This window comes from Stenotrophomonas sp. YJH_SMC_80, from assembly GCF_059372495.1.
This window is the reverse complement of sequence record NZ_JCAFVP010000003.1, coordinates 379,407-403,095: the sequence shown is the minus strand read 5'-3', so window position 1 is coordinate 403,095 and position 23,689 is coordinate 379,407. Positions and strand designations below refer to the sequence as shown.

Annotated in this window: 16 protein-coding genes and 1 tRNA gene; 6 read left to right on the top strand and 11 right to left on the bottom strand. The window is 65.5% G+C overall.

Translation table 11 applies throughout. From position 1 onward, the window contains the following. The first annotated feature begins 25 nt into the window (after positions 1 to 25). Both AC5P99_RS07695 and AC5P99_RS07690 read left to right on the top strand, forming a co-directional pair. Positions 26 to 2,404 (top strand): TonB-dependent receptor, encoded by a 2,379-nt coding sequence (locus AC5P99_RS07695; protein ID WP_062607609.1) that lies wholly within the window; start codon positions 26 to 28, stop codon positions 2,402 to 2,404. Between the two features lie 8 nt (positions 2,405 to 2,412). Further along, positions 2,413 to 4,521 carry a phosphocholine-specific phospholipase C gene (locus AC5P99_RS07690; RefSeq protein ID WP_237827177.1) on the top strand — a complete coding sequence of 703 codons (2,109 nt, stop codon included), beginning with the start codon at positions 2,413 to 2,415 and terminating at the stop codon, positions 4,519 to 4,521. A gap of 23 nt (positions 4,522 to 4,544) precedes the next feature. Here AC5P99_RS07690 and AC5P99_RS07685 read toward each other — a convergent pair whose 3' ends face one another. The 4 genes from AC5P99_RS07685 to AC5P99_RS07670 form a co-directional block, all read right to left on the bottom strand. Next, positions 4,545 to 6,140: an alkaline phosphatase D family protein gene (locus tag AC5P99_RS07685; RefSeq protein ID WP_149500917.1), complete on the bottom strand. Its 1,596-nt coding sequence runs from the start codon at positions 6,138 to 6,140 to the stop codon at positions 4,545 to 4,547. Positions 6,141 to 6,150: 10 nt separating this feature from the next. Continuing rightward, positions 6,151 to 9,084: a TonB-dependent receptor gene (locus tag AC5P99_RS07680; RefSeq protein WP_495213012.1), complete on the bottom strand. Its 2,934-nt coding sequence runs from the start codon at positions 9,082 to 9,084 to the stop codon at positions 6,151 to 6,153. A 140-nt stretch (positions 9,085 to 9,224) separates the two neighbouring features. Beyond that, positions 9,225 to 10,247: a FecR family protein gene (locus AC5P99_RS07675; protein ID WP_049459643.1), complete on the bottom strand. Its 1,023-nt coding sequence runs from the start codon at positions 10,245 to 10,247 to the stop codon at positions 9,225 to 9,227. Further along, positions 10,244 to 10,759: an RNA polymerase sigma factor gene (locus AC5P99_RS07670; protein ID WP_005409031.1), complete on the bottom strand. Its 516-nt coding sequence runs from the start codon at positions 10,757 to 10,759 to the stop codon at positions 10,244 to 10,246. Before AC5P99_RS07670 ends, AC5P99_RS07675 begins: the two co-directional genes overlap by 4 nt. A gap of 38 nt (positions 10,760 to 10,797) precedes the next feature. On the opposite strand from AC5P99_RS07670, the gene AC5P99_RS07665 reads away from it, so the two are divergent. Next, positions 10,798 to 11,196, top strand: a complete 399-nt coding sequence (locus tag AC5P99_RS07665; protein ID WP_005409030.1) for a hypothetical protein — start codon at positions 10,798 to 10,800, stop codon at positions 11,194 to 11,196. 245 nt (positions 11,197 to 11,441) lie between these two features. Further along, complete coding sequence (aceE, locus tag AC5P99_RS07660) at positions 11,442 to 14,114, top strand: pyruvate dehydrogenase (acetyl-transferring), homodimeric type (RefSeq protein ID WP_495213011.1); 2,673 nt, start codon at positions 11,442 to 11,444, stop codon at positions 14,112 to 14,114. A 58-nt stretch (positions 14,115 to 14,172) separates the two neighbouring features. On the opposite strand, the gene AC5P99_RS07655 is transcribed toward aceE, so the two are convergent. Further along, positions 14,173 to 14,655 carry a hypothetical protein gene (locus AC5P99_RS07655; protein ID WP_033834139.1) on the bottom strand — a complete coding sequence of 161 codons (483 nt, stop codon included), beginning with the start codon at positions 14,653 to 14,655 and terminating at the stop codon, positions 14,173 to 14,175. A gap of 226 nt (positions 14,656 to 14,881) precedes the next feature. Between AC5P99_RS07655 and AC5P99_RS07650 the strand changes: the two genes are divergently transcribed. Together AC5P99_RS07650 and AC5P99_RS07645 are read left to right on the top strand one after the other, a co-directional pair. After that, positions 14,882 to 17,212, top strand: coding sequence for a TonB-dependent receptor (locus tag AC5P99_RS07650; protein ID WP_495213010.1), 2,331 nt, complete (start codon positions 14,882 to 14,884; stop codon positions 17,210 to 17,212). Between the two features lie 117 nt (positions 17,213 to 17,329). Next, positions 17,330 to 17,791 carry a DUF4189 domain-containing protein gene (locus AC5P99_RS07645; protein ID WP_005409026.1) on the top strand — a complete coding sequence of 154 codons (462 nt, stop codon included), beginning with the start codon at positions 17,330 to 17,332 and terminating at the stop codon, positions 17,789 to 17,791. 74 nt (positions 17,792 to 17,865) lie between these two features. On the opposite strand, the gene AC5P99_RS07640 is transcribed toward AC5P99_RS07645, so the two are convergent. The 6 genes from AC5P99_RS07640 to lexA all read right to left on the bottom strand — a co-directional run bounded on the left by AC5P99_RS07640 (position 17,866) and on the right by lexA (position 23,625). Further along, positions 17,866 to 17,958, bottom strand: a tRNA-Ser gene (locus AC5P99_RS07640). A gap of 78 nt (positions 17,959 to 18,036) precedes the next feature. Beyond that, positions 18,037 to 18,240, bottom strand: coding sequence for a carbon storage regulator CsrA (csrA, locus tag AC5P99_RS07635; protein WP_004152909.1), 204 nt, complete (start codon positions 18,238 to 18,240; stop codon positions 18,037 to 18,039). 147 nt (positions 18,241 to 18,387) lie between these two features. Beyond that, entirely contained in the window at positions 18,388 to 21,036 is a 2,649-nt protein-coding gene (gene alaS, locus AC5P99_RS07630) for an alanine--tRNA ligase (protein WP_099485103.1), read from the bottom strand. Between the two features lie 109 nt (positions 21,037 to 21,145). Further along, positions 21,146 to 21,637, bottom strand: coding sequence for a recombination regulator RecX (recX, locus tag AC5P99_RS07625; protein WP_005409024.1), 492 nt, complete (start codon positions 21,635 to 21,637; stop codon positions 21,146 to 21,148). Between the two features lie 110 nt (positions 21,638 to 21,747). Next, positions 21,748 to 22,785, bottom strand: coding sequence for a recombinase RecA (gene recA / locus AC5P99_RS07620; protein WP_005412937.1), 1,038 nt, complete (start codon positions 22,783 to 22,785; stop codon positions 21,748 to 21,750). 204 nt (positions 22,786 to 22,989) lie between these two features. Next, positions 22,990 to 23,625, bottom strand: a complete 636-nt coding sequence (gene lexA, locus AC5P99_RS07615; RefSeq protein WP_005412936.1) for a transcriptional repressor LexA — start codon at positions 23,623 to 23,625, stop codon at positions 22,990 to 22,992. Between the last annotated feature and the right edge of the window lie 64 nt (positions 23,626 to 23,689).

Sequence of the window (23,689 nt, the reverse complement as noted above, 5' to 3'; positions counted from 1 at the left end):
TCCTCCCTCTGAAGGTCCGGTTTCGATGCGAACGATTGCGCGCTTTCCCCGTGTTTCGCTGCTTGCCCTGCTGATCGCCCCCACCCTGGACGCCCTCGCAGAAGCACCGCAGGGCGATACGGGCGAAGCGCGCAGCAGCGATGCGCGTACCCTCGACCAGGTGCAGGTGATCGGCCAGGCCACCAGCTACGCCAAGACGTCGGTGCGCGCAGAAACACTGAACAGGCAGACCGTGATGAGCAGCGTCAACGATGCGCTGAACGAAGTACCCGGCGTGGTGGTCAGCGAGGCCGACGCCACCGGCTCGTCGGTGTGGGGCACGCAGATCAGCATGCGCGGGTTCGTCACCAATCGTGATACCCAGCAGATCGGCACCACCATCGACGGCCTGCCCAACGGCGGCTCCGGCTACGGCGGCGGCTCGCTGGCCAACCGCTACATCGACACCCTCGACCTGGAGACGGTGGAAGTCAGCCAAGGCACCGCTGACATCTCCTCGCGCTCGAACGAAGCCCTCGGCGGCACGCTCAACTTCCTCACCAGCGATCCGCTGCAGGACAGCCGCCTGCGCTTCGTGGTCGGTGCCGGTGACAACGAGGCGCGCAAGTACTACGTGCGCTACGACACCGGCCTGCTCGGCGGCCACACCCGCGCGTGGATCAGCGCCTCCTCGTCGAAGGTGCACGACTGGATCGACGGCACCGGCCACGCCAGCAACGACCACATCGCCGGCAAGTTCATCACCGAACTGGATCGCTGGACCCTGACCGGCTACCTGTCCTACAACGATGCCGACGAGCCGGAATACACCAGCGTCTCACCGAAGGGCTTTGCCACCAATCCGGATCGCGACAACCTGGTCGGCACCCTCACCGGCATTCCGTATCTGGACCAGAACTACCGTTCCGGCTCGCGTGCTCTGCGCGAGAACACCTTTGGTTACCTGCGTGCGGCCTTCGACGGCGGCAACGGGTTCAAGGCCTCGGTGGCCGCCTACGGGCACCGCATGCAAGGTCGTGGCGACTGGCTTCCACCTTACCTGGCACAGGTTAGCGATGAGGGTGCGGGCCGCCCCGAATCGGAATATCTCGGTGGCAAGACCGTGTACGGCGGCAGCAACCGTGGCCAGATCTTCTTCGTCAATCCCGATGGCAGCGCCGCGCAGCGCCTGGCCAGCTGCACCCCGCGCCTGGGCTTCACCGCCGAGTACGATCCGAACTGCTACGCGGGCAACGTGCTGGGCGCGCAGTCCTACCGCCACACCCACTACGACAACGACCGCATGGGCGTGACCGCCGACGTCGAATGGCGGCAGACCTTCGGTGCGATCGACAACACCATCCGTGGCGGCCTGTGGGTGGAGAAGCTGGACCGTTCGGCACGCCGTGACTGGCACCGCCTGCTCAACGTCGGCCAGGACATCGCCTTCGACCATCAGCCGTACTGGGTGCAGTTCGAGGACAAGTACAAGGTTGACGAGCAGATGTACTACGTCGAGGACGTGGCCCGCTTCGGGCCGTTCAGTGCCCGCCTGGGCGTGAAGCAGTTCTTCGTCGACCAGTCGCGCCGCCGCGTGATCGGTGCCAGCGAGCACGTGAAATCCGATTCCAGGTCCGATCCGCTGCTGTCCACCGGCTTCACCTGGGCACCGGGCGTGGAAGGCATGGAGCTGTTCGCCGGCTTCTCGCAGAATTTCGCCGCCATTCCTTCAGGCGTACTTGGCGAGACCGACCCGCAGCGCTTCCGCAATGTCGAACCGGAGACCGCCGACAACATCGAAGTGGGCATGCGCATCAGCCGCTGGCCGCTGACCGCCTCGGTGACCCTGTACAACATCAAGTTCGACAACCGCATCGTCTACCTGCCGGCGGGCTTCGTCAGCGGCATCGACTACCTGGGCGAGACCGACGGCGTCTACGAGAACTTCGGTGGCGTGGAAAGCAACGGCCTGGAAGCGGCGTTCGGCTATGGTTGGGACAATGGCTGGCGGATCAACGCGGCCTACACCTACAACCGCTCCAAATACCTGGGCAGTGGCAATGCCGCACGCGATACGCAGCTCGGCATCGTCGACGGTGCCAAGGTGATCGGCCAGCCGGAGAACACCCTGGTGCTGTCGGCCGACTGGCAGGGCGCCAACTGGAACTTCGGCCTCTCCGGACGGTACTTGGGCACGCGCTACCTTGATGCCGCCAACGTCAACAAGCTGCCCTCGGCCACCGTGTTCAATGCCAACATCGGTTTCGACCTGCAGGGCCTGTCGCCGCGCCTGAAGGGCATGGGTGCCAACCTGGTGGTGAGCAACCTCACCGATAAGCGGTATCTTGCGGGGGTGGACGGCCGCGACAACGCCTTCATCGGCGCCCCGCGCACCGTCGGCATCTCCTTCCGCGTGGACCTGTGAGTGAGCCCGTGACCGATATCGGCCGACGCCGGTTGTTGCAGGCCGGCGTTGCCGCCGGCCTTGCCCCGCTGCTGCCCAGCATCGCACGGGCCGCAGCGATCGCCCCCGCCGCGCAGACGCGCAGCCTCGAAGACCTGCAGCACATCGTGGTGTTCATGCAGGAGAACCGTTCGTTCGACCACTACTTCGGCACGCTGCCGGGCGTACGTGGTTTCGGTGACCGCTTCGTGGCCCCGGCCGCCGCGCTGCAGGCCGGTGGCCGCGCGCGCAGCCTGTGGCTGCAGCCCGACGCGAGTGGCACGCGGGCGATCGCACCGTTCCCGCTGGATACCGCCGCGCACTTCGGCTACATGCGGGTGGAAGGCACGCCGCACACCTGGCCCGATGCGCAGCGCGCCTGGGACCACGGCCGCATGGGGCACTGGCCGAAGGCCAAGCAGAACCACTCCATGGGCTACTTCCAGCGCAGCGACATGCCGTTCCAGTTCGCGCTGGCCGATGCGTTCACGATCTGCGACGCCTATCACTGCGCGATGCAGGCCGGCACCAATCCGAACCGGGTGTTCCTGTGGACCGGCCACAACGATGCACAGGCCCGCGCCGGCGGCCCGGTGATCGCCAACTCGCATGACAACTTCCCCGAACACGGCGGGCATCCGGCGTCCTACCGCTGGACCAGCTATGTCGAGCGCCTGCAGAAGGCCGGCGTGTCCTGGCAGATCTACCAGGACATGGCGGACAACTTCACCGACAACCCGCTGGCCGGCTTCGAGGCGTTCCGTCGGGCGTACAGTGCTGCACCCGGGCATGACCCGCAACTGCGCGCACGCGGGGTCAGTACCCGTGGCCTGCCACAGCTGCGCCAGGACGTACTCGACGGGCGCCTGCCGCAGGTCAGCTTCATCATCGCCGACGCGGCCGGCAGCGAGCACCCCGGACCCTCCAGTCCGGCGCAGGGCGCGGCCTATACCGCGCGCGTGCTGGATGCGCTGACTGCCGATCCGGAAGTCTGGAGCCGCACCGCCCTGCTGCTGATGTTCGATGAGAACGACGGCTTCTTCGACCACATGCCGCCACCGGCACCGCCTTCGCCGGTGGATGGCGGCTGGGCGGGTGCGTCCTCGGTCAGTACCGAGGGCGAATACCACCGCCATCCCGCACCGGGCGACGAGAAGTACGATGCTGCCGAACTGCGCGGCCGCCCGTATGGACTGGGCCCGCGCGTGCCGCTGTATGTGATCTCGCCGTGGAGTCGGGGTGGCTGGGTCGACTCGCAGGTCTACGACCACACCTCGGTCATTCGACTGATCGAACGCCGCTTCGGTGTGGCGGCACCGGACATCTCGCCGTGGCGCCGCGCGGTCTGCGGCGACCTCAGCAACGCCTTCGACTTCGCCCAGCGCGATACCCGCCCGTTCGTGCGCGGCCTGCCCGACGTGAGCGCGGTGGCCGCACGCGCCGCTGCGTTGCCAGGGCGAACCGTGCCGGCGCTGCCGGAGGGGCTGAAACCAGCGAAGCAGGAAGTCGGCATACGCCCGGCGCGCGCCCTGCCCTATCGGCCGCAGGCATCGATGGCTGCGGTGGACGCCTCGGGCGTGGATCTGGCGCTATCCTGCGAAGGCGCGGCGGCAGTGCTGCATGTCTACGACCGGCTGCGGCTGGATACGGTGCCGCGCCGCTACACGCTGCTCCCGGGCATGGCGCTGCGCGAGCGCTGGCCGCTTGATGCCCAGGGCCGCTATGACCTGTGGCTGCTGGGCCCGAACGGCTTCCACCGCCACTTCCAGGGGGCGGCCAAGGATCCTGCGCTGCAGGCTTCAATTGATCGCACGGATGGCCAACTGCGGCTGCGGCTGCGAAACCTGGGTGATGGCGCGCAGCAGGTGCGTGTGCAGCCTGGTGCCTATGCCGGGCACATGCCCGATCAGGCGCTGGTACTACCCGCACACGCAGAAACCGCGTTGGCGTGGGACGCAACGCCCACGGCGGGCTGGTATGACCTGCAGATCGGCGCGGGCGAGAGCATGCTGCGCCTGGCCGGTCGCGCCGAGGATGGGCGCCCCGGCACCAGTGACCCGGCGATGGGCAGCGAACCACTGCGGTTCGAGCAGGATTGAAGGATCTCTGTAGAGCGGTAGATTCAGGCCTCCTGCAGCCCCGGCCGGCCGTGCTCCACCGCATAGCGCTTCCAGCTCTGCACCGCGCCATTCGGCTGCATCACGGTATCCAGCGTCTTCATGTCGCCGATCCACGCATCGCGGGTGACATCGCACAGCACGTAGCCACGCTTGTCGGTGGTCGCCTTCAGATAGGGGCTGTGCGCAAGCTGGTTCCTGGCATACGCGTCCACACCCTGGCCATCGGCGCCGGAGGTGATCGACGTGGCGAGGAACTCGCTGGAGACCACGCCCGAGTCACGGTGGTCCTGCACCAGATCGCTGGCATAGTGGCGATGCGCGTCGCCGCAGGCGGTCACCACGTTGCCGAAGCCCACCTTCTGGATGTGGTCGAGCAGGCGCCGGCGGCTGTCCAGATAGCCCGACCACTGGTCGTCGGACGACTGCACCACCCCGTCCTTCTCGCGCATGTAGTTGCCCAGCGCCACCTGGTGGGCGATGGTGTGCCAGCGCGGTGCGGCATCGGCCAGGCCGTCGAACAGCCAGCGCTCCTGCTTCGCCCCCACAATGCTGCGCTCCGGCGATTCCACCTCCTCACGCAGCGCCATGTTCACCTGCTTGCTGCGGTACTGGCGGGTGTCGAGCAGGTGCAGGTCCATCAGCGTGCCGTAGCGTGCACGTCGGTACATCTGCATGTGGCCATCGCGCGGGAATGCCGAACGGCGCAACGGCATGTTCTCGTAGTAGGCCTGGAACGCCTGTGCGCGGCGCAGCAGGAATACTTCGCTGGGCGTGTCATCCTGGTCTTCGGCGCCGGCCCAGTTGTTGTCCACTTCATGGTCGTCAAAGGTGACGAACCACGGTGCCGCCGCATGCGCGGCCTGCAGGTCCGCATCGCTCTTGTACTGGGCGTAGCGGCGGCGGTAATCATCCAGCGTGTAGATCTGCGGGCCGACGTGGTTGCGCAGGTTGGTGAACGGCTGGCCGTTCATCTTCCGCAGGCCCGGCTGGCTTTCGCCTTCGTAGATGTAATCACCATAGTGGAAGACGAAATCGAGCGGTTCCTCGGCAATGCGCCGCCACGCGGTGTAGTGGCCTTCTTCGTAGTGCTGGCAACCGGCCACCGCAAAGCGCACGCGATCCACCGCGGCCGTGGCTGCGGGCAGCGTGCGGGTGCAACCAACCGCACTGGCGTGGCCACCGACGCTGAAGCGGTACCAGTAGGGCCGTCCGGGCGCCAACCCGTCCAGCTCCACGTGCACGGCGTGGCCGAGTTCGGGATGCGCCATCGCCGCCCCCTGACGTACCACCTTGCGCATGCCTTCGTCTGCGGCCAGTTGCCACTCGACCAGCATCGGCCGGGTCGGCATGCCGCCGCCGAACACCAGCGGTTCGGTCGCCAGGCGCGTCCACAGCACCATGCCATCGGCCGAGGGATCACCCGAGGCCACGCCCAGGGTGAAGGGTGTGCTGGCAAAGCGCGGCTTGGCCAGCAGGTTGCGCGGGTTCAGCGCGGTGGCATCGCCCTGCGCGGCCAGCGCGTGTGCCGTGCCCATCCAGGCACCGGCAGCGGACAGGCCGGCCAGGGCCAGGAATCGCCTGCGATTGATCGTCTCCACGGCTGTGCCCTCAGTTATAGATGATGTGGAAGTAGAAGAAGCGGCCGTAGTCGTCGATCTCGGTACGGAAGCGCCCGTTCGGGCCGGTGCTGTAGGTCGGCTGGGTGTTGAACAGGTTCTTGGCCTCGTACTTCAGCGTCACGTGCTTGCTGACCTTGTGGCTGAAGCCCATGTTGAAGGTCATGTACGGGTCGTAGTACGAATCCAGCCACTGGGTGTCGCCGAAGTCGACCAGCATCCGGCTGCGGTAGGTGCCGGACAGGCGCAGTTGCGCGCTCTTCCACGGCATGCGCCAGATCACCGAACCGTTGAGCGACCAGTCCGGCTGGTACAGCAGCCGGTCCAGGCGGCGCTCGGTGCCATCACTGATGCGGTAGTTGGTCTGGCCTTCCAGCCGCGTGGCGTTGAAGTACATGTCGAAGCGCTGGCGGCCCCACTGCAGGTTGCGGTTGGCCACCGCGAACTCGACACCGCGCAGCTTGGACTCATCGGTGTTCATCGGCTGGGTCACCCGGTAGCGGGTATCACCCACGTCCTCGAAGGTGGTCAGGGTGTAGATGTCGTCCTTGATCACCTTGTCGAACAGCGCCACCGAGACCAGGCCGTTGTTGCCGTTGAAATACAGGTCCCACGCCAGGTCGATGTTGGTGGAACGGCGCGGCTGCAGGTCGGCATTGCCCTGCTTGATGCTGCAGAAGCCCCTGCCCTCCTCGTCATCGCCACAGCTGGTGCTGGTGGCCTGGGCGATGTTGCTCGGCGTCGGCCGGCCCAGCGTGCGGCTGGCGGAGAAGCGCAGGCGCTGGTCCTCGGTGAGCTTGAAGGTTGCGTTCAACGAGGGCAGCAGGTTGTTGTAGCCACCACTCGTAGTGCGGAAGGCGGAGGTATAGGTAGTGCCGCCATCATCGCTGAACGGACTGTAGGCATCGAAGCGGGTGTGGTCGTAGCGCAGGCCACCGATCAGCAGCAGCCGGTCCCAGGCGTAGTGCGCGGACACATAGGCATTGGTGATGTCCTCCACGTACTTGTAGTCACTGGTGAAGTTGGCATTCGGATACGTCGCATTGTTGTTGCCCAGTTTCGGCAGCAGTTGCTCGTTCCACTTGCGGTTGTCGATCAGCGGGAAGCCCGGCACGCTGCCCAGCAGCGTCGAACCCGGATACAGGTAGTCGTTGAGCGTGGCACTGCTCTTGAAATAGTCGAAGTCGATGTCCTGCCAGATCTTCAGGTGGCGGTACTCGGCGCCGGCGGCGAGGCCGAAACCTCTCGCATCGGCGTCGATGTTGTAGCTGAAGTCGGCGCGCAGGTTGTCGATGCTCTCCTTGGCATCGCGCGGGGAGACGTAGGCCTGCGCCGGATTGAGCTTGAATGCGGAACTGGTCAGCAGGCTGGAATCGGAAACGGCCACCGCGTTGGGGAAACCGTGGCTGTCGTTCTCGTAGTCGACGAACAGGTTGCTCGGGTAGGCGCGTACCCCCCAGTAGACCTGGCTGTTGTGGAAGGTCTCTTCGGTATGGCCACCGCGCAGGGTCAGCCGCGAACGGTCACCCATGTCCCAGTTGAAGCTGGCGATGGCGCCACGGTTGCTGCGGTCCCAGCGGTCGTGGCGGTTCTTGATGTAGATGCTGTTGATCTGGGTGGTGCCGCTGTCTTCGGTCTGGTTGCGGACCGGAAACTTGGCGTTGCCGTACAGATCCGTCTTGTTCATCGTCGAGTTCTCGTAGAACCGGTACGAATACAGCAGCAACGATGCGTAGAACGGATCATCCGAGGGCTTCCACTCAAGCTTGGCGGAGCCACCGAAGTTGGTGATGAAGTTGGTATAGGTGCCAGTGCTGAAGTTGCCAGGCGCACGCAGCCCGTTCCAGCCCTTGGCCTGGTCCGGGCCCGTGGTACCGTCGGTGAGGTATTTGCCAGCGTCGTTGTAGTAGTAGTTCGACTCCACCCAGCGCTTGACGCTGTTGCGCGAACGCTGCTCGTAGCGTGCCACCGCAACGATGCCGAACTCCTGGTCGACACCAAACTGGTTGGAGAACACCATCTTGGCGCTCTTGCCGAAGTGACCCAGGGTCTCGTGGTTGCCGCCAGCGCTGCGCTCGACGTTGGTCTCGGCGGTGGAATAGATGCCTGCCACATCGGCAAACACGTACTTGCCTGACCGGTCGAAGGCACTGCGGCTGATGATGTCGATCACGCCGCCGATCGCATCCGGTGCCTGCTCGGCACTGAAGCTCTTGTAGATGTCGGTACGGGTGCCGATGTCGCTGGGAATCAGCTGCAGGTTGTTCATGCGCTCGCCGGAGCCACTGCCCCCCACGCTGGCAATCGCAATGCCATCGATGGTGGTGTAGTTGAGGTTGGCCTGCACGCCGCGCACGGTCACATAACGTGGCTCGCCGGCATCCTCCACCGCACTCAGCCCTGGAGCGGCCATAAGGCTCTCGGCCAGGGTCTCGTCGCCGTAGCTGTCCATCTCGTCATACACCACCGAATCCTTGATCACCGGCGACGACTTCTTCTGGTCGATGACCTCATGTGCGGCAATCACCTTCACCGTGTCCAGGGTCGGCGCCACCATTGCCTCGGCCTCGCGCGGCTTCGGCGCGGCCGGCTTCGGTTGGTTGCGAGCTGGCGCCGGATCGATGGCGATGACATTGCCATCCACCACGGTGTACCCCAGGCCGGTACCGGCCAGCAGCGCGTCCAGCGCCTGCCTGACGGTGGCACCGCGCGGCACCGCACCGGCCATGCGGGCATCACCGCCGGCCGAGTACAGGAACTGCACCCCGGAACCGCGCGACAGCTGCTCCAGCGCACGCGCCAACGGCTGCGCCGCGATCGGCGTGGATACACGCGCCTCCAGGCCGTCGGCACCGGCGGCGAAGGCCAGCGGCACGCTGCAGGGAGACAGGGCGAGGATGATCGACAGGTAGAGCGTGTTGCGCATCACGGGTCCTTGGAAGAGAGAAGGCAGCAGGTGCCACTGCGCGGATCGGCAGCGGCTTCTCCCAAGTAAGAGCCGGCATCCACCGAAGTGGAGAACGCGGATTCGATGAATTTTTTCTGACAGTCCACACCACGTCGGCCTCAGCGACTGCCAACCCGCACGGTGTCGCCTTCGCGCCTCACCACGAAGCGCGGGTCGCGTTCGAGGAAGGCCTGCAGCGCACCGATGCGATGCGCATCGAGGCTGCCGGACAACCGTGCCGATGCCGCACCTTCGTCCAGCACGCGTACCTGCACCTGGTTGTGCCGGTTGAAGGCAGCGGCCACCTCGTCAAGCCGCTCGTCGAGGAAGGACACTTTGCGCTGCTGCCAGTCCAGCAGCATCGACAATGGCAGGTCCAATGACTCGACCGCATGGCTGCGCGCGTCGACCTGCACCACCCGGCCTTCGCCCAGTTGCGCAAGACGCCGGGGGTCCACACCCTGGCTCCATACCTCCACCTCGCCGGAGACCACGCCGATGCGCGTGCTCTGCAGCCGTCGCGATACATCGAACACCGTGCCGATGTCGCGGATCTCCAGGCCGTTCACCGCCACCTCGAACGGACGGCGGTCGCGGGCGATGTCGAACGTTGCCTCACCCTGCAGCAGCTCCACCTTGCGGCTGAACCAGCCCATGCGTACCCGCAGGCGGCTGTCCGCGTTGAGCCGCACCTGGGTCTGGTCGGGCAGCACCAGGTCGCGAAGTTCACCCTGTCCGGCACTGTAAAGCTGCCAGGTGGGCATCACCTGCGGAACCAGGCCCACGCCGAGCAGGGTGATACAGGCTGCAGCAGCCGCCACCCACCAGCGCGCACGACCGCGACGCGGCACAGCGCGCGGCGGCGCGTGCACGCTACCGAACAGCGGCACCACCTTGGCGGCGACCTGCCGCGGTGGAACCGCCGCGTCGTCAGGCAACGGCGATTGCAGCGCCTCGCCCACCTGCCGGTGCAACGCAAGGGCGTGCATGTAGGCGCGCACGTGCTCCGGCGAGCGCTTCATCCAGTCCAGGAACGCGAGGCGCCCGGCCTCATCCAATGGCCCCTCGCGATTGCGCAGGAACCAGTCCATGGCCTCGCAGGCGATCGTGTCGTCGGCCGCGGGCGATGAGGTCCGGTTCATGTGAGCTCCCTGGCGCCCAGCGCCTTCCTGCAGGCCTCCAGCCCCTTGCCGATGTGCTTTCGCACCATGTGCACCGACACCTGCAGCTGCTGGCTGATTCGCGGGCAGTCCAGCCCGTCGCGGTAGTGCAGTTCCATCACCCGCCGCGTGGTCGCCGGCAGTCGTGCGATGGTGCTGCGGATATCGTTCCAGCGCTGCGCACGCTCGAATTCACCTTCGATGTCTTCTTCGCTTTTCAGCACTTCGGCCAGCAGGTCGACGTCTTCCAGCGGCGGCAGCGACGACCGCGCGCGCGCATGCTCGCGCGCCAGGTTGGCCGCCACGGTGAACAGGTAGGCTTCCGGGTTCTCGACAGCATCGGCATCCTCGCCGGTGCTGCGCAGCAGGCGCAGGTAGACCTCCTGCGCCAGGTCTTCGGCATCCTCGCTGGCCGAACCGCGACGCAGGAAGAAGCCACGCAGCAGCCGGCGCCGCAGTTCGTAGCTCTTCTCCCAGATCCTCACGCTGTTCACGGCCGGCCAACCACCCCGAGGCTGGAAAGCCACGCAGGGTGACCGCCATCGATGACAGTGGCGTTTCAACGACCGGCAGGCAGCCGCTAGAATGCGGCCCCTGCAATGTCCCGGCAGCCCGCACAAGGAGTGCTCCCATCAACGCACGCACCGCCATCAACACCTTCAGCAGCCTGCTGTTCCTGCTGCTGGTCGCCCACACCACCGCCTACCAGCAGCAGATGTGGCCGCCCAGCCGGGTCATCCATGTGCATCCGGTGATCGTCGTCCTCGCCTATGCGCTGGGTGTGCTCACGCTGCTGTTGTGGATCGGCGGTCGTCGTGCACCGGAACCCGCCCAACGCCTGGCGCGCTGGTTGCCCATCGTCGCCTGGTGCCTGCTGGGCGTCGGCGTGGCGATCATCCCGGTGTTCCTGCCGGGGCTGTCCCCGGCCTGATCAGCGGCCGCGCCCAGCGCATCGGCCCATGATACGGCGCGCGGCACCAACCCTTGCTTGCCAGAGACCCAAGCCCTGCACGCCTACCGAAGCGTGGGGGGCAGGCCTACGCTTGTCTTCTCGGTGGCCGCCACGGTCGCCCTTCGCGTCACGGCGCCCGCCGTTGCGACCCCGCTCCAGTGCTGTGCGCCCTGCCGGTGTTGTCGCCCAGGCAGACGTCCGACCGGCGCCCTCTGGAGACAGCCATGAACCAAGCCCTCATTCCCTTCGATACCGATCCACTGGAAACCCAGGAGTGGCGTGAATCGCTGGAGGCGGTGATGCAGGCCGGCGGCCGGCCGCGCGCGCACTACCTGATCGACCAGCTGAGCGATCTGGACGCCCGGCAGCACGGCGACCTGCATACCCGTGCCTGGACCGCCTACGTCAACACCATCCCGCCCGAGCGCCAGCCGGCCTACCCGGGTGACCTGGCCATCGAGCGCCGCCTGAACGCGATGATCCGCTGGAACGCGATGGTGATGGTGCTGCGTGCCGGCAAGCACTCCAACGTCGGCGGCCACATCGCCACCTACCAGTCGGCGGCTGTGCTGTACGACGTGGGCTTCGATCATTTCTTCCGTGGCCGTACTGACACCTTCGACGGCGACATGATCTACATCCAGGGCCACTCCGCGCCGGGGATCTACGGCCGCGCGTACGTGGAAGGCCGCATCGATCCAGCGCGCGTGGACAACTTCCGCCGCGAAGCCGGTCGCGAAGGCCTGTCCTCGTATCCGCACCCGCGATTGATGCCGGAGTTCTGGCAGTTCCCCACCGTGTCGATGGGGCTGGGCCCGCTGACCGCCGCCTACCAGGCGCGCTACATGCGCTACCTGGAATACCGCGGCCTGAAAGAACACCAGGGCCGCAAGGTCTGGGCCTTCCTCGGCGACGGCGAGATGGACCAGCCCGAATCGCTGGCGGCAATTTCCCTGGCCGGCCGCGAGCGGCTGGACAACATCGTGTTCGTGGTCAACTGCAACCTGCAGCGCCTGGACGGTCCGGTACGCGGCAACGCCAAGGTCATCCAGGAACTGGAAGGCACCTTCCGCGCGGCCGGCTGGAACGTGATCAAGCTGATATGGGGCAGTGGCTGGGACGACCTGCTGGCCCGCGACCACAGCGGCCTGCTGCGCCAGCGCATGATGGAATGCGTGGACGGCGACTACCAGACCTTCAAGTCGCAGAGCGGCGCCTACGTGCGCGAGCATTTCTTCGGCCGCTACCCCGAGCTGCTGGAGCTGGTCGCGCACATGAGCGACGACGACATCTGGGCGCTGGCACGTGGTGGCCACGATCCGCAGAAGGTGTACGCCGCCTACCAGCAGGCGGTGAACACCAGCGGCCGGCCGACGGTGATCCTGGCCAAGACGGTCAAGGGTTTCGGCATGGGCGAAGCCGGCGAAGGCCAGAACATCAACCACCAGCTGAAGAAGATGAGCGCCGATGCGGTGCGCGCTTTCCGCGACCGCTTCAACCTGCCGGTCAGCGACGAGCAGCTGGAGGAGATGCCCTATCTGCGCCCGGAACCGGGCAGCGCCGAAGCGGCCTACTTCGCCGAGCGCCGCCGCATCCAGGGTGGGCAGCTCCCGGCGCGCCTGGCCAAGGTCGATCCGCTACCGTTGCCGCCGCTGTCGATCTTCAACACCCAGCTGCAGGGCAGCGGCGATCGCGGCCAATCCACCACCATGGGCTTCGTGCGCATCCTCACCAGCCTGCTGAAGGACCCGGAGCTGGGCAAGCTGGTGATTCCGATCGTGCCCGATGAATCGCGCACCTTCGGCATGGAAGGCCTGTTCCGCCAGATCGGCATCCACTCCTACCTGGGTCAGCTGTACACCCCGCAGGACGCCGGCCAGCTGAGCTATTACAAGGAAGCCAAGGACGGCCAGATCCTGCAGGAAGGCATCAATGAATCCGGTGCGATCTGTTCGTGGATCGCCGCCGGTACCGCCTACAGCAACCACGGCCTGGCCACGATCCCGTTCTACATCTTCTATTCGATGTTCGGCCTGCAGCGCGTCGGAGACCTGGCCTGGGCCGCTGCCGATGCGCGTACCCGCGGCTTCCTGCTCGGTGCCACGTCGGGCCGCACCACGCTGATGGGCGAAGGCCTGCAGCACGATGACGGCCACAGCCACGTGCTGTCGTCGGTGATTCCCAGCTGCGTGTCCTACGACCCGACCTACAACTACGAGCTGGCGGTGATCATCCATGACGGCCTGCGCCGCATGTATGTCGACCAGGAAGACATCTACTACTACATCACCGTACTCAACGAGAACTACCCGCAGCCGGCACTGCCCGAAGGCGCCGAGGCCGGCATCCTGAAGGGCCTCTACCTGCTGCACCCGGCGGCCGCCGACAGCGACTCGCAGCCACGCGTGCAGCTGATGGGCAGCGGTTCGATCCTGCGCGAAGTGGAAGCCGCGGCAGAACTGCTGCAGCAGGACTTCGGCATCGCCAGCGATGTGTGGAGCGCGACCAGCCTGACCGAACTGCGCCGCGATGGCCTGGCTGCCGAACGCTGGAACCTGCTGCACCCGGCTGAGGAACCGCGCGTACCCTACGTGCAGGAGTGCCTGGAGGGCCATGATGGCCCGGTGGTGGTGGCCACCGACTACATGAAGATCGTCGGCGACCAGATCCGTCCCTTCATCAACAACCGCCGCTTCATCGCACTCGGAACCGATGGCTTCGGCCGTTCCGACACGCGTGAGTCGCTGCGCACGTTCTTCGAAGTGGATCGCCACTTCATCGTGCTGGCCGCCCTGAAGTCGCTGGCCGACGAAGGCCGCATCGAGCGCTCGCGGATGCAGGAGGCCATCGACAAGTACGGCATCGACACCGGCAAGCGCGACCCGGCCTCGGTGTAAGGCTGCCGGTGCCATGCCCGCGGATTCCCTCCCCGTGGGCATGGCGCAGGCGGCGCCGCTACGGTATCCGCTTGAACAGGTTGGTCTGCAGGATCGGCGTGCCGTCGTGGCCGTAGAACGCCTTGGTCTCGGTCATCGTCGTACGGTCCGCCGCCACGGTATAGATGCGGGTGGAGGCCGGCGTGCCATGGTCCACCAGCTGCATCACCAGGGTATTCGGCGCCGGCAGTTTCAGGTTGGCCTTGTCTGCGCCGTAGGTGCCGGACAAGGGCCCGGGCGTACCGTCCAGCGCCAACGTGCCGTCGGATTTCATCGTCTTGCCGTCGTGCAGGACGATGTCGACGTGTGAACTCCACCGCCCCGCACCGGCGTCCTTGAACTCCAGCACCACCTGCTTCGGGCGCTGTGCTTCGGGTAACGCAGACGTGGCGATATCCAGCGACCAGCGCCCCAGCAGCGGTGAGGGCGAAGCTTCCACCGCCAGCGCCGGAACGGCGGAGAGCGAAAGCGCAGACAACAACACAGCGGACAACAGCTTCATACGGGGCTCCGTTTGAATGAGGAAGCTCTGCGTGGGGCGTTGCGGGGCAGTGCCCAGATCGTGCCGGTCGCCAGCAGCACGCGCAAGGCGGTGCGCTGAACGAGGGAGACTCCGTCCCATCCCGAGAGGCCAAAGCACCCTGCCCCATTGAATCGAGGCGGTTTCCGCTCTTGTTGACCTGAATAGTTACGTTATAACATTTCACGTCAATTTCACGGACCGTGCCATGCGTCGCCATCTCCTTGCTACCGCCCTTCTGTTCGCCGTCCACAGCGCCCAGGCCGCGGACGAACCCACCCTCCCCACCCTCCAGGTCCAGGCCAGCCAGCCCTCCCGTATCGACAGCCGGGTCACCGTCGACAACCCACAGGCGCAGAACCGCACCCTGGGCGGCCTGCTCGAACACGTCTCCGGCGTGCAGAACAGTGCTTTCGGGCCGAACGCGGGTGCCCCGGTCATCCGCAGCCTCAGCGGCAACCGCGTGCAGATCCTGCAGGACGGCCAGTCCATCCTCGGGATGAACGCGATCAGCGGCGACATCAACATCCCGTTCGATCCGCTGTTCGTACGCAGCGTCACCGTCAACAAGTCTTCCGACACCGTGCGCTACGGCGGCAATGCGATCGGCGGCAGCGTGGAGATCGATTCGGGCCTGATCTCGCGCCGCATGGAAGACAAGGACCAGTCGATGGAACTGGTCCTGCGCAAGAGCTTCAACGCCGCCGACGCGCAGGGCTTCCGCATGAACTTCAACAACCAGCGCAACTTCTCGACCAACCTGCAGGTCTCGCGTCAGCGCATCTCGCACTACGATATTCCAGGCAACAGCAAGGCCAGTGTCTGCAACACGCGCCTGTTCCCGCCGACCGGTGGCGTGAACTCTGCGCTGGCCGACAGCTGCCAGAAGGAAGCGCGCGTCCAACAGATCTACAACAAGGCCTCGCAGCCTTACATCGACCAGTTCATGACCGAGAACCCGGACTGGGCCGACGGTGACTTCTCGTTCTACACCAACAACCCGACTTCGGTCTGGCAGCGCCGCACCTACATCAATCTGGTCAACCCGGCCTACGTACCCGGCACGCCTTCGTACGTGCAGAAGCAGATCAACAACGATGTGACTCCCGACTATCACCACACGCTGGGCAACAGCTACGCGCGCAACTCGCAGGTGGCGTTCGGGTCGACCCTGTTTTTCGACCGTGGTTACGTGGGTATAAGCATCGATGCCAAGGACAGCGAGTACGGCGTGCCGGGGTTCTCGATGCAGAACCTGTCGTTCGGTTCCAACTATGCCAACGGGCTGCCGGTGGGGGTGGTGATCAAGCAGGAACGCTATGCACTGGAAGCCCTGCTGCGCGATCCGCTGCCGTGGTTCGAGCGCGCCGAACTGCGCGTTTCCAAGCTGGACAACACCTCGGGCGAGCGGCTGGGTGCCACCCGCGCCAACGACTACGATTTCGAGAGCACCCAGGCCGAGCTGCTGCTCAGCCATCAGCGCGTCGGTCCGCTCAGCGGCATGCTGGGTTTCAGCCACCAGTCGCGTGATGTCACCGGCAGTGGCTCGCTGCGCTACCTGCCTGACGTCGACACCCGCAGCAACGCGGTGTTCCTGAAGGAGACGCTGGACTTCGGCTGGGCCAGTTTCGACGCTGGCGTGCGCCACGAGCGCGTTGACCATGACCTGCAACCAAGCCGCTTCAAGACCGCGCGCAATGCCGCCAACGCGAAACTGCAGGACCGCGACTACCGGCTCAACAGCTACAGCCTGGGATCGTATGTCGAGCTCGGTCCGTTGTTCGCCGCCAAGGTGCGCTACTCGTCTTCGCAACGCGCACCGGAGATCAACGAGTTGTATGCGAGCAATGCTCACTATTCGGTGATGACCCAGGAAGAAGGCAACCAGAACCTCGAGCCGGAACGCGCGAAGAACCTGGAACTGACCGGCCTGTTCCACCTCGGTGGTTTCGAACTGTCGGCCACCGCGTACCGGATGAAGTACGAGAACTATCTGTACCTGGGTTACTCGGGCATGCAGACCGCCAACCGCCTGCCGCTGAAGTACTGGAAGCAGACCGACACCACGGTGAAGGGCTTCGAGATCGATGCCTCGCAGGCATTGGACCTGGGCCGCTACGGCACGTTGAACCTGTCCGCCTTCGCCGACCTGGTGAAGAACAAGGCCGACCGCCCCGATTCGTTGCGTGCCCACAATGACGGCGAGTACCTGCCGAACATGCCGACCAACCGCTACGGTGCCACCCTGCAGTGGCAGCGCGAGGGCTGGAAGGCGCAGCTGTCCAGCACCTACTACGACACGCAGAAGTACCTCGGCCGCAACGTGAGCGAGGAAGTGCCGCTGGATGCATTCAACCTGGTCGACCTGCAGGTCAGCCGTGAGCTGCCGGTACGCAACAGCTACATCGCCGGCATGGAGGTGTTCGTCAACGGCAGCAACCTGCTCAATCAAGAAGCACGGCCGCACAACTCGCCGCTGAAGTACATCGCGCCGCTGCCCGGGCGCGGTTTCCAGGTGGGCGTGACGGTGAAGCTCTGAGGATCGAACGCGTCGGTACGCGCCTGCGGGCAAATGGCCTGCAGGCGTTCTCCCCCCCCCTGCGTGGTTGCGCCACACGCGCCGGTTGATTCACCATCGGCAAAAGAGGAGAGCGTGATGAACTGGAAGCATGCGGTTTCACTGGCGCTGTTGTTGTCCGTTTCATCAGCCGCAAGTGCTGCGTCTGCGATCACCTACGACAAGGATGGCCGCTACGGCTATTCGATGAACCAGTCTTCCCTCACCACTGCGATGCAGCAGTCGCTGCACTACTGCGCAGCGCGATCGCGCAATTGCGGTCAGTCCGCCAGCACCACCAGCGAAGGCTATTCGGCCATAGCGACCGGCACGATTGCGTTGGGCTTTGCACTGGGCGAGAAGACGGCGGACGCCGCGCAGCGGAAGGCCGAAAGAATGTGCAGGGAACGTGCCAACGACTGCACGCTCGCGTTGCTGTGGCGGGAAATTCCACCTCGTCACATTGAACCGCCACAGCTGCCGGGTACACCCGCTCCGGCACCGGCGATGACACCCACGCCCATGCCAACGCCTGCCTCCCGCACCGATCAGCCAGGATAGTCAGCTCCACGCTGCGAGTGTCGGATAAAGAAAAACGCCTGCAGATCGAGGATCTGCAGGCGCTTCTTTGTATCTGGCGGAGTGAGAGGGATTCGAACCCTCGATAGAGCTTTTGACCCTATACTCCCTTAGCAGGGGAGCCCCTTCGGCCACTCGGGCATCACTCCGGGGTTTTCTCCGCGTCTGGTGCGTTGCACCTCAGCGGGGCGTGAATCATAACGTTAATCGAGTGCGAAGGTAAAGCGTTATTCGGCAGAATTTTCGCTACCGGTGCCACCGGCTTCGTCACCGCGCTGGATGCGCTGATAGATCTCTTCGCGATGCACAGCAACGTCCTTCGGCGCGGTGATGCCGATACGCACCTGGTTACCCTTGACGCCAAGCACGGTGACGCTCACCGAGTCTCCGATCATCAGGGTTTCGCCGACGCGGCGAGTCAGGATCAACATTTTTGTAAGTCTCCATGGAACCGTGTGGAAGGGTATCCCCCACCGGCTTGACGCTCCGTCAAGAAGCGCTACCACGACAAAGGGAAAAGATTCGCAATGGTACCGTCAGCCGTCCCGCTCCTACAAGGAGGGGGACGGCCAGGTTCATCACAGGCGGGGGCTGACCCATTCGACGACTGCAGCCAGCGCAGTGGCAAGGGCGGGCCCGTCCTCGCCACCACCCTGGGCGAGGTCCGGGCGTCCGCCGCCCTTGCCCCCGATCTGACTGGCGATATGGGACAACAGTTCCCCGGCCTTGACCTTGCCCATTGCACTGCCGTTCACACCCGCGACCAAGGCGGCCTTGCCGTCCTGGGCGCCGGCCAGCACGATCACCGCGTCGCCCAGCTGCTGCTTGAGGCGGTCCATGGCGTCACGCAGGGCCTTGGCGTCGAAGCCCTCCAGGCGGGCAGCCAGTACCTTCACGCCAGCAACCTCGACGGCCTGGCCGGACAGATCGGCCGTGGCACCGGCGGCGACCTTGGCCTTCACGGCCTCCAGTTCGCGCTCCAGCTGCTTCTGGCGCTGGCCGAGGGCACGGATCTTCTCGACCACGTCGGCAGCGCTGCCACCGAGCAGTTCAGCGGCCTCGGCAAGGCGGGCCTCTTCGGCGTCCACGTAATCCAGCGCACCCTGGCCGGTAACAGCCTCGATGCGGCGCACGCCCGCGGAGACGCCGCCCTCGGAGGTGATCTTGAACAGGCCGATGTCGCCGGTACGGTTGACGTGGGTACCACCGCACAGTTCGGTGGAGTAGTCACCCATCTTCAGCACGCGCACGTGCTCGCCGTACTTCTCGCCGAACAGGGCCATCGCGCCGAAATCCAGCGCCTCCTGCATGCCCATGTTGTGTACTTCAGCGGCGTTGTTGGCGCGCACCTGCTGGTTGACCTTGCGCTCGATCACGGCAAGCTCTTCCGCGCTGATCGGCTGGAAGTGCGAGAAGTCGAAACGCAGGCGGTCCGGAGCGACCAGTGAGCCCTTCTGCTGCACGTGGCTGCCCAGCACTTCGCGCAGGGCGGCGTGCAGCAGGTGGGTGGCCGAGTGGTTGAGGATGGTGGCGCCACGGCGCTCGCCATCGACCTGGCCGGAGAGCACGTCGCCGACCTTCAGGCCGCCTTCGGACAGGGTGCCGACATGGCCATGGAACTGGCCGGCGAACTTCTGGGTGTCGTCCACCGCCAGGCGCACGCCGTTGCCGGTCAGTACGCCGGTGTCACCGACCTGGCCGCCGGACTCGGCGTAGAACGGGGTCTGGTTGGTGATGACGATGACTGCGTCACCGGCATCGGCCGACTGCACCGGACGGCCGTCCTTGAGCAGGGCCAGCACGGTCAGGCCGTCAGCCTGCAGGCGATCGTAGCCCAGGAACAGGGTCGGGCTCAGGGTCGCCACCAGCTCGGCGGGCAGGGTCACGCCACCACCGAACTTGCCGGCCGCGCGCGCGGTCTCGCGCTGCTGCTCCATCGCGGCATCGAAGCCGGCAATGTCGACGGTCAGGTCGCGCTCGCGGGCGATGTCCTGGGTCAGGTCGAGCGGGAAACCATAGGTGTCGTACAGGCGGAAGGCGTCAACGCCCGGGATCACGCCATTGCTGGCCTTGCCCGCGACGTCCTCGAAGATCTTCATGCCGGCATCGAGGGTTTCGGCGAAACGCTCTTCTTCGGCCTGCAGCGCACGGGTGACGGTGTCCACCGCCGCCGGCAGTTCCGGATAGGCTTCGCCCATCTGCTCGACCAGGGTCGGCACCAGCTTGCTGAAGAACGGCTGGCGCACGCCCAGCATCCAGCCGTGGCGCAGTGCGCGGCGGATGATACGGCGCAGCACGTAACCGCGGCCTTCGTTGGACGGCAGCACGCCATCGACGATCAGGAACGAACAGGCACGGATGTGGTCGGCGATCACGCGCAGCGACTTGTTTTCCAGGTCGGCGGTGCCGGTCAGCTCGGAGGCCTTGCGGATCAGCGCCTGGAACAGGTCGATCTCATAGTTGGTGTGCACGTGCTGCAGGATCGCCGCCAGGCGCTCCAGGCCCATGCCGGTATCCACGCACGGCGCCGGCAGTGGTACCAGGGTGCCGTCGGGCTGGCGGTCGAACTGCATGAACACCAGGTTCCAGATTTCGATGAAGCGGTCGCCATCTTCATCCGGGGAACCCGGGGGGCCACCGGCAATATGGTCACCGTGGTCGTAGAAGATCTCGGTGCACGGGCCGCACGGGCCGGTGTCGGCCATCTGCCAGAAGTTGTCCGAGGCGAACGGTGCGCCCTTGTTGTCGCCGATGCGCACGATGCGCTCTTCCGGCACGCCGACCATGTCGCGCCACAGCGCGTAGGCTTCGTCATCGGTCTGGTAGACGGTGACCAGCAGGCGATCGGCCGGCAGCTTCCAGACCTGGGTCAGCAGTTCCCAGGCCCAGGCGATCGCGTCCTTCTTGAAGTAGTCGCCGAACGACCAGTTGCCCAGCATTTCGAAGAAAGTGTGGTGGCGCGCGGTGTAGCCGACCTGGTCGAGGTCGTTGTGCTTACCGCCCGCGCGCAGGCAGCGCTGGACGTCGGCCGCGCGCACGTAGCTGCGCTTTTCCGCGCCAAGGAACACGTCCTTGAACTGCACCATGCCGGAGTTGGTGAACAGCAGGGTCGGATCATTGCCCGGCACCAGCGGCGCCGACGGCACGATGGTGTGGCCTTTGCCCTTGAAGAATTCAAGGAAGTCGCTGCGGATCTGGGAAGTCGTGAATTTGGCGGATGCGTTCATTGGGGGCTGGCAGTCTGCGGGCCGGCGGACCCGGACCACCGGCCGCGTTGGCCAGGGTCGCGAGGGACCGCCGAAAACCTAAAGGGTATCAGGCCCGGCGCCGCCAGTCTCAGTCATCCGGGTCGTAGCGGGTCGCGCGGCGGATGCTGTCGCCGTCGAAGCCCCGTCGGGCCAGCAGATCGGCGGCCTTGCGCCGCTGTGTCAGGTCCTGCGGGCCGGCCTCGCCAAAGCGTCGGCGGACCAGATCACGGGCGTTTTCCTGCCAGTCGCCTTCGTAGCTGTCCATCGCTGCGGCAATCGCGGCACTGTCCAGGCCGTGGGTCCCCAGCTCGGCGCGGACATGGATCGGCCCATAACCGGTGTTGGCGCGCATCCTCACCAGGTTCTCGGCAAAACGGGTGTCGTCCTGCCAGCCGGCCTCGGTCAACTTGGCGACAGCGGCCTGCGCGGCTTCGTCTTCGATGCCACGGGCGGTCAGCTTGCGGGTGAGTTCCTTGCGCGAGTGCTCGCGGCGGACCAGCAGGCCCAGTGCCCGTTGCACGGGGGTCTGCTCACGCGGCCGGCGCTTGCGGCCGGTCGGAATGTCTTCGGCGTCGGACATGGGTACTCCAAGGGTGGCGCCATCCGTGGCGCCCAGCCCATCCCTGGGCGATTCGAACCTGCGGGACAGGGCGACGTCACTGACGGCGCCACCCTGCCCCACAGCAAGCCTTATTCGTCTTCGCCTTCGTCGTCGCCTTCCTCGCGGGCCGCTTCGGCCGGCTGGAATTTCTCGCGCAGCTCGGCCTCGAGCTTGGCGGCGACAGTCGGGTTGTCGCGCAGGTAGCCGCGGGCGTTGTCCTTGCCCTGGCCAATGCGTTCTTCACCGTAGCTGTACCAGGCGCCAGCCTTCTCGACCAGCTTGGCATCCACACCCATGTCGATCAGCTCGCCTTCACGGCTGATGCCTTCGCCATACAGGATCTCGGTGATGACCTGCTTGAACGGAGGTGCCAGCTTGTTCTTGACGACCTTGATCTTGGTCTGGTTACCGATGATCTCGTCACCCTTCTTGATCGCGCCGATACGGCGGATGTCCAGGCGGACCGAGGCGTAGAACTTCAGCGCGTTGCCACCCGTGGTGGTTTCCGGGCTCTGGCCCGGCATCATCACGCCGATCTTCATGCGCAGCTGGTTGATGAAGATCACCAGGGTGTTGGAGCGCTTGATGTTGCCGGTCAGCTTGCGCAGCGCCTGGCTCATCAGGCGGGCCTGCAGGCCTGGCAGCTGGTCGCCCATCTCGCCTTCGATTTCGGCCTTCGGGGTCAGCGCGGCAACCGAGTCGATCACCAGGATGTCGACCGAACCCGAACGGACCAGCATGTCGGCGATTTCCAGCGCCTGCTCACCGGTGTCCGGCTGCGACAGCAGCAGGTCGTCCACGTTCACGCCCAGCTTGGCGGCGTAGATCGGGTCCAGCGCGTGCTCGGCGTCGATGAAGGCCGCGGTACCGCCCATCTTCTGGCATTCGGCGATGGCCTGCAGGGTCAAGGTGGTCTTGCCCGAGGATTCCGGCCCGTAGATCTCAACGACACGGCCCTTCGGCAGACCACCAATGCCCAGCGCGATGTCGAGCATCAGCGAACCGGTCGGGATGGCTTCGACGGGTTCGACCACGCGGTCGCCCATGCGCATCACCGAGCCCTTGCCGAACTGCTTTTCGATCTGGCCCAGAGCTGCAGCGAGGGCGCGCTTCTTGTTCTCGTCCATCGGATTGGTCCTTGCAGAGGTCGTGTCGTTGGAGGTGCTGTCTTTGGGGGTCTTCTTTGCCATGGGTTCACTTTAAGTCGGACGTATCGCACAGGCTGAGATTCTGCCCGGCGCTCTGAAAAGAATTATCGGACATCCGTACCAACCTCAGTGGAACCAGAGAATCGCCACAAAAGACCGCGGGGTAATGCGCTATGGAACGGGTCAACGGTTGGGCCGCAGCAGGCCGCAATAGAGGCCCTCGATCGCGAAGTCCTGATCCGGCAGTACCTCGATCGGCTTGTAATCAGGATTGCGCGGCAGCAGGCGGATGCGATCCTTGGCGATCTTCAGCAGCTTGACCGTGATCTCGTCATCGATGCGGGCCACCACGATCTGCCCGGAATGGGCGTCGCGGGTGCGATGCACGCCGATCAGGTCACCGTCGAAGATGCCCTCGTCGATCATCGAATCGCCCTGCACCTTCAGCAGGTAGTCCGGCGCGGGCGAGAAGAACACCCGGTCCAGCACCACGAAATCGTCCGAGCCGATGTCGGCGCCGATCGGCAGGCCGGCCGCAACCCGGCCCAGCACCGGCAGGCGCAGCACACTGTCGGGCAGGCCCGGCTCGGCCAGCTTCTCGACCGGCGGCGCCTGCACCAGGCGGATGCCGCGGGCCTGGCCCGGGATGCGACGGATCGCACCGGCCTGCTCCAGGGCTTCCAGGTGGTACTGGGCCGCGCGCACGCCCTTGAAGCCGAACGCACGTGCGATTTCAGTCTGCGAGGGCGGCGCGCCTTCGCTCTCGATACGCTCGGCGATCAACTGCAGGATCGCCTGCTGGGTGTCGGTCAGGTCCATGGTTAGTAGTATTACTACTAATATCCGGGACTGCAAGTGCCGGGGGCGACAAAAGCAAATGCAG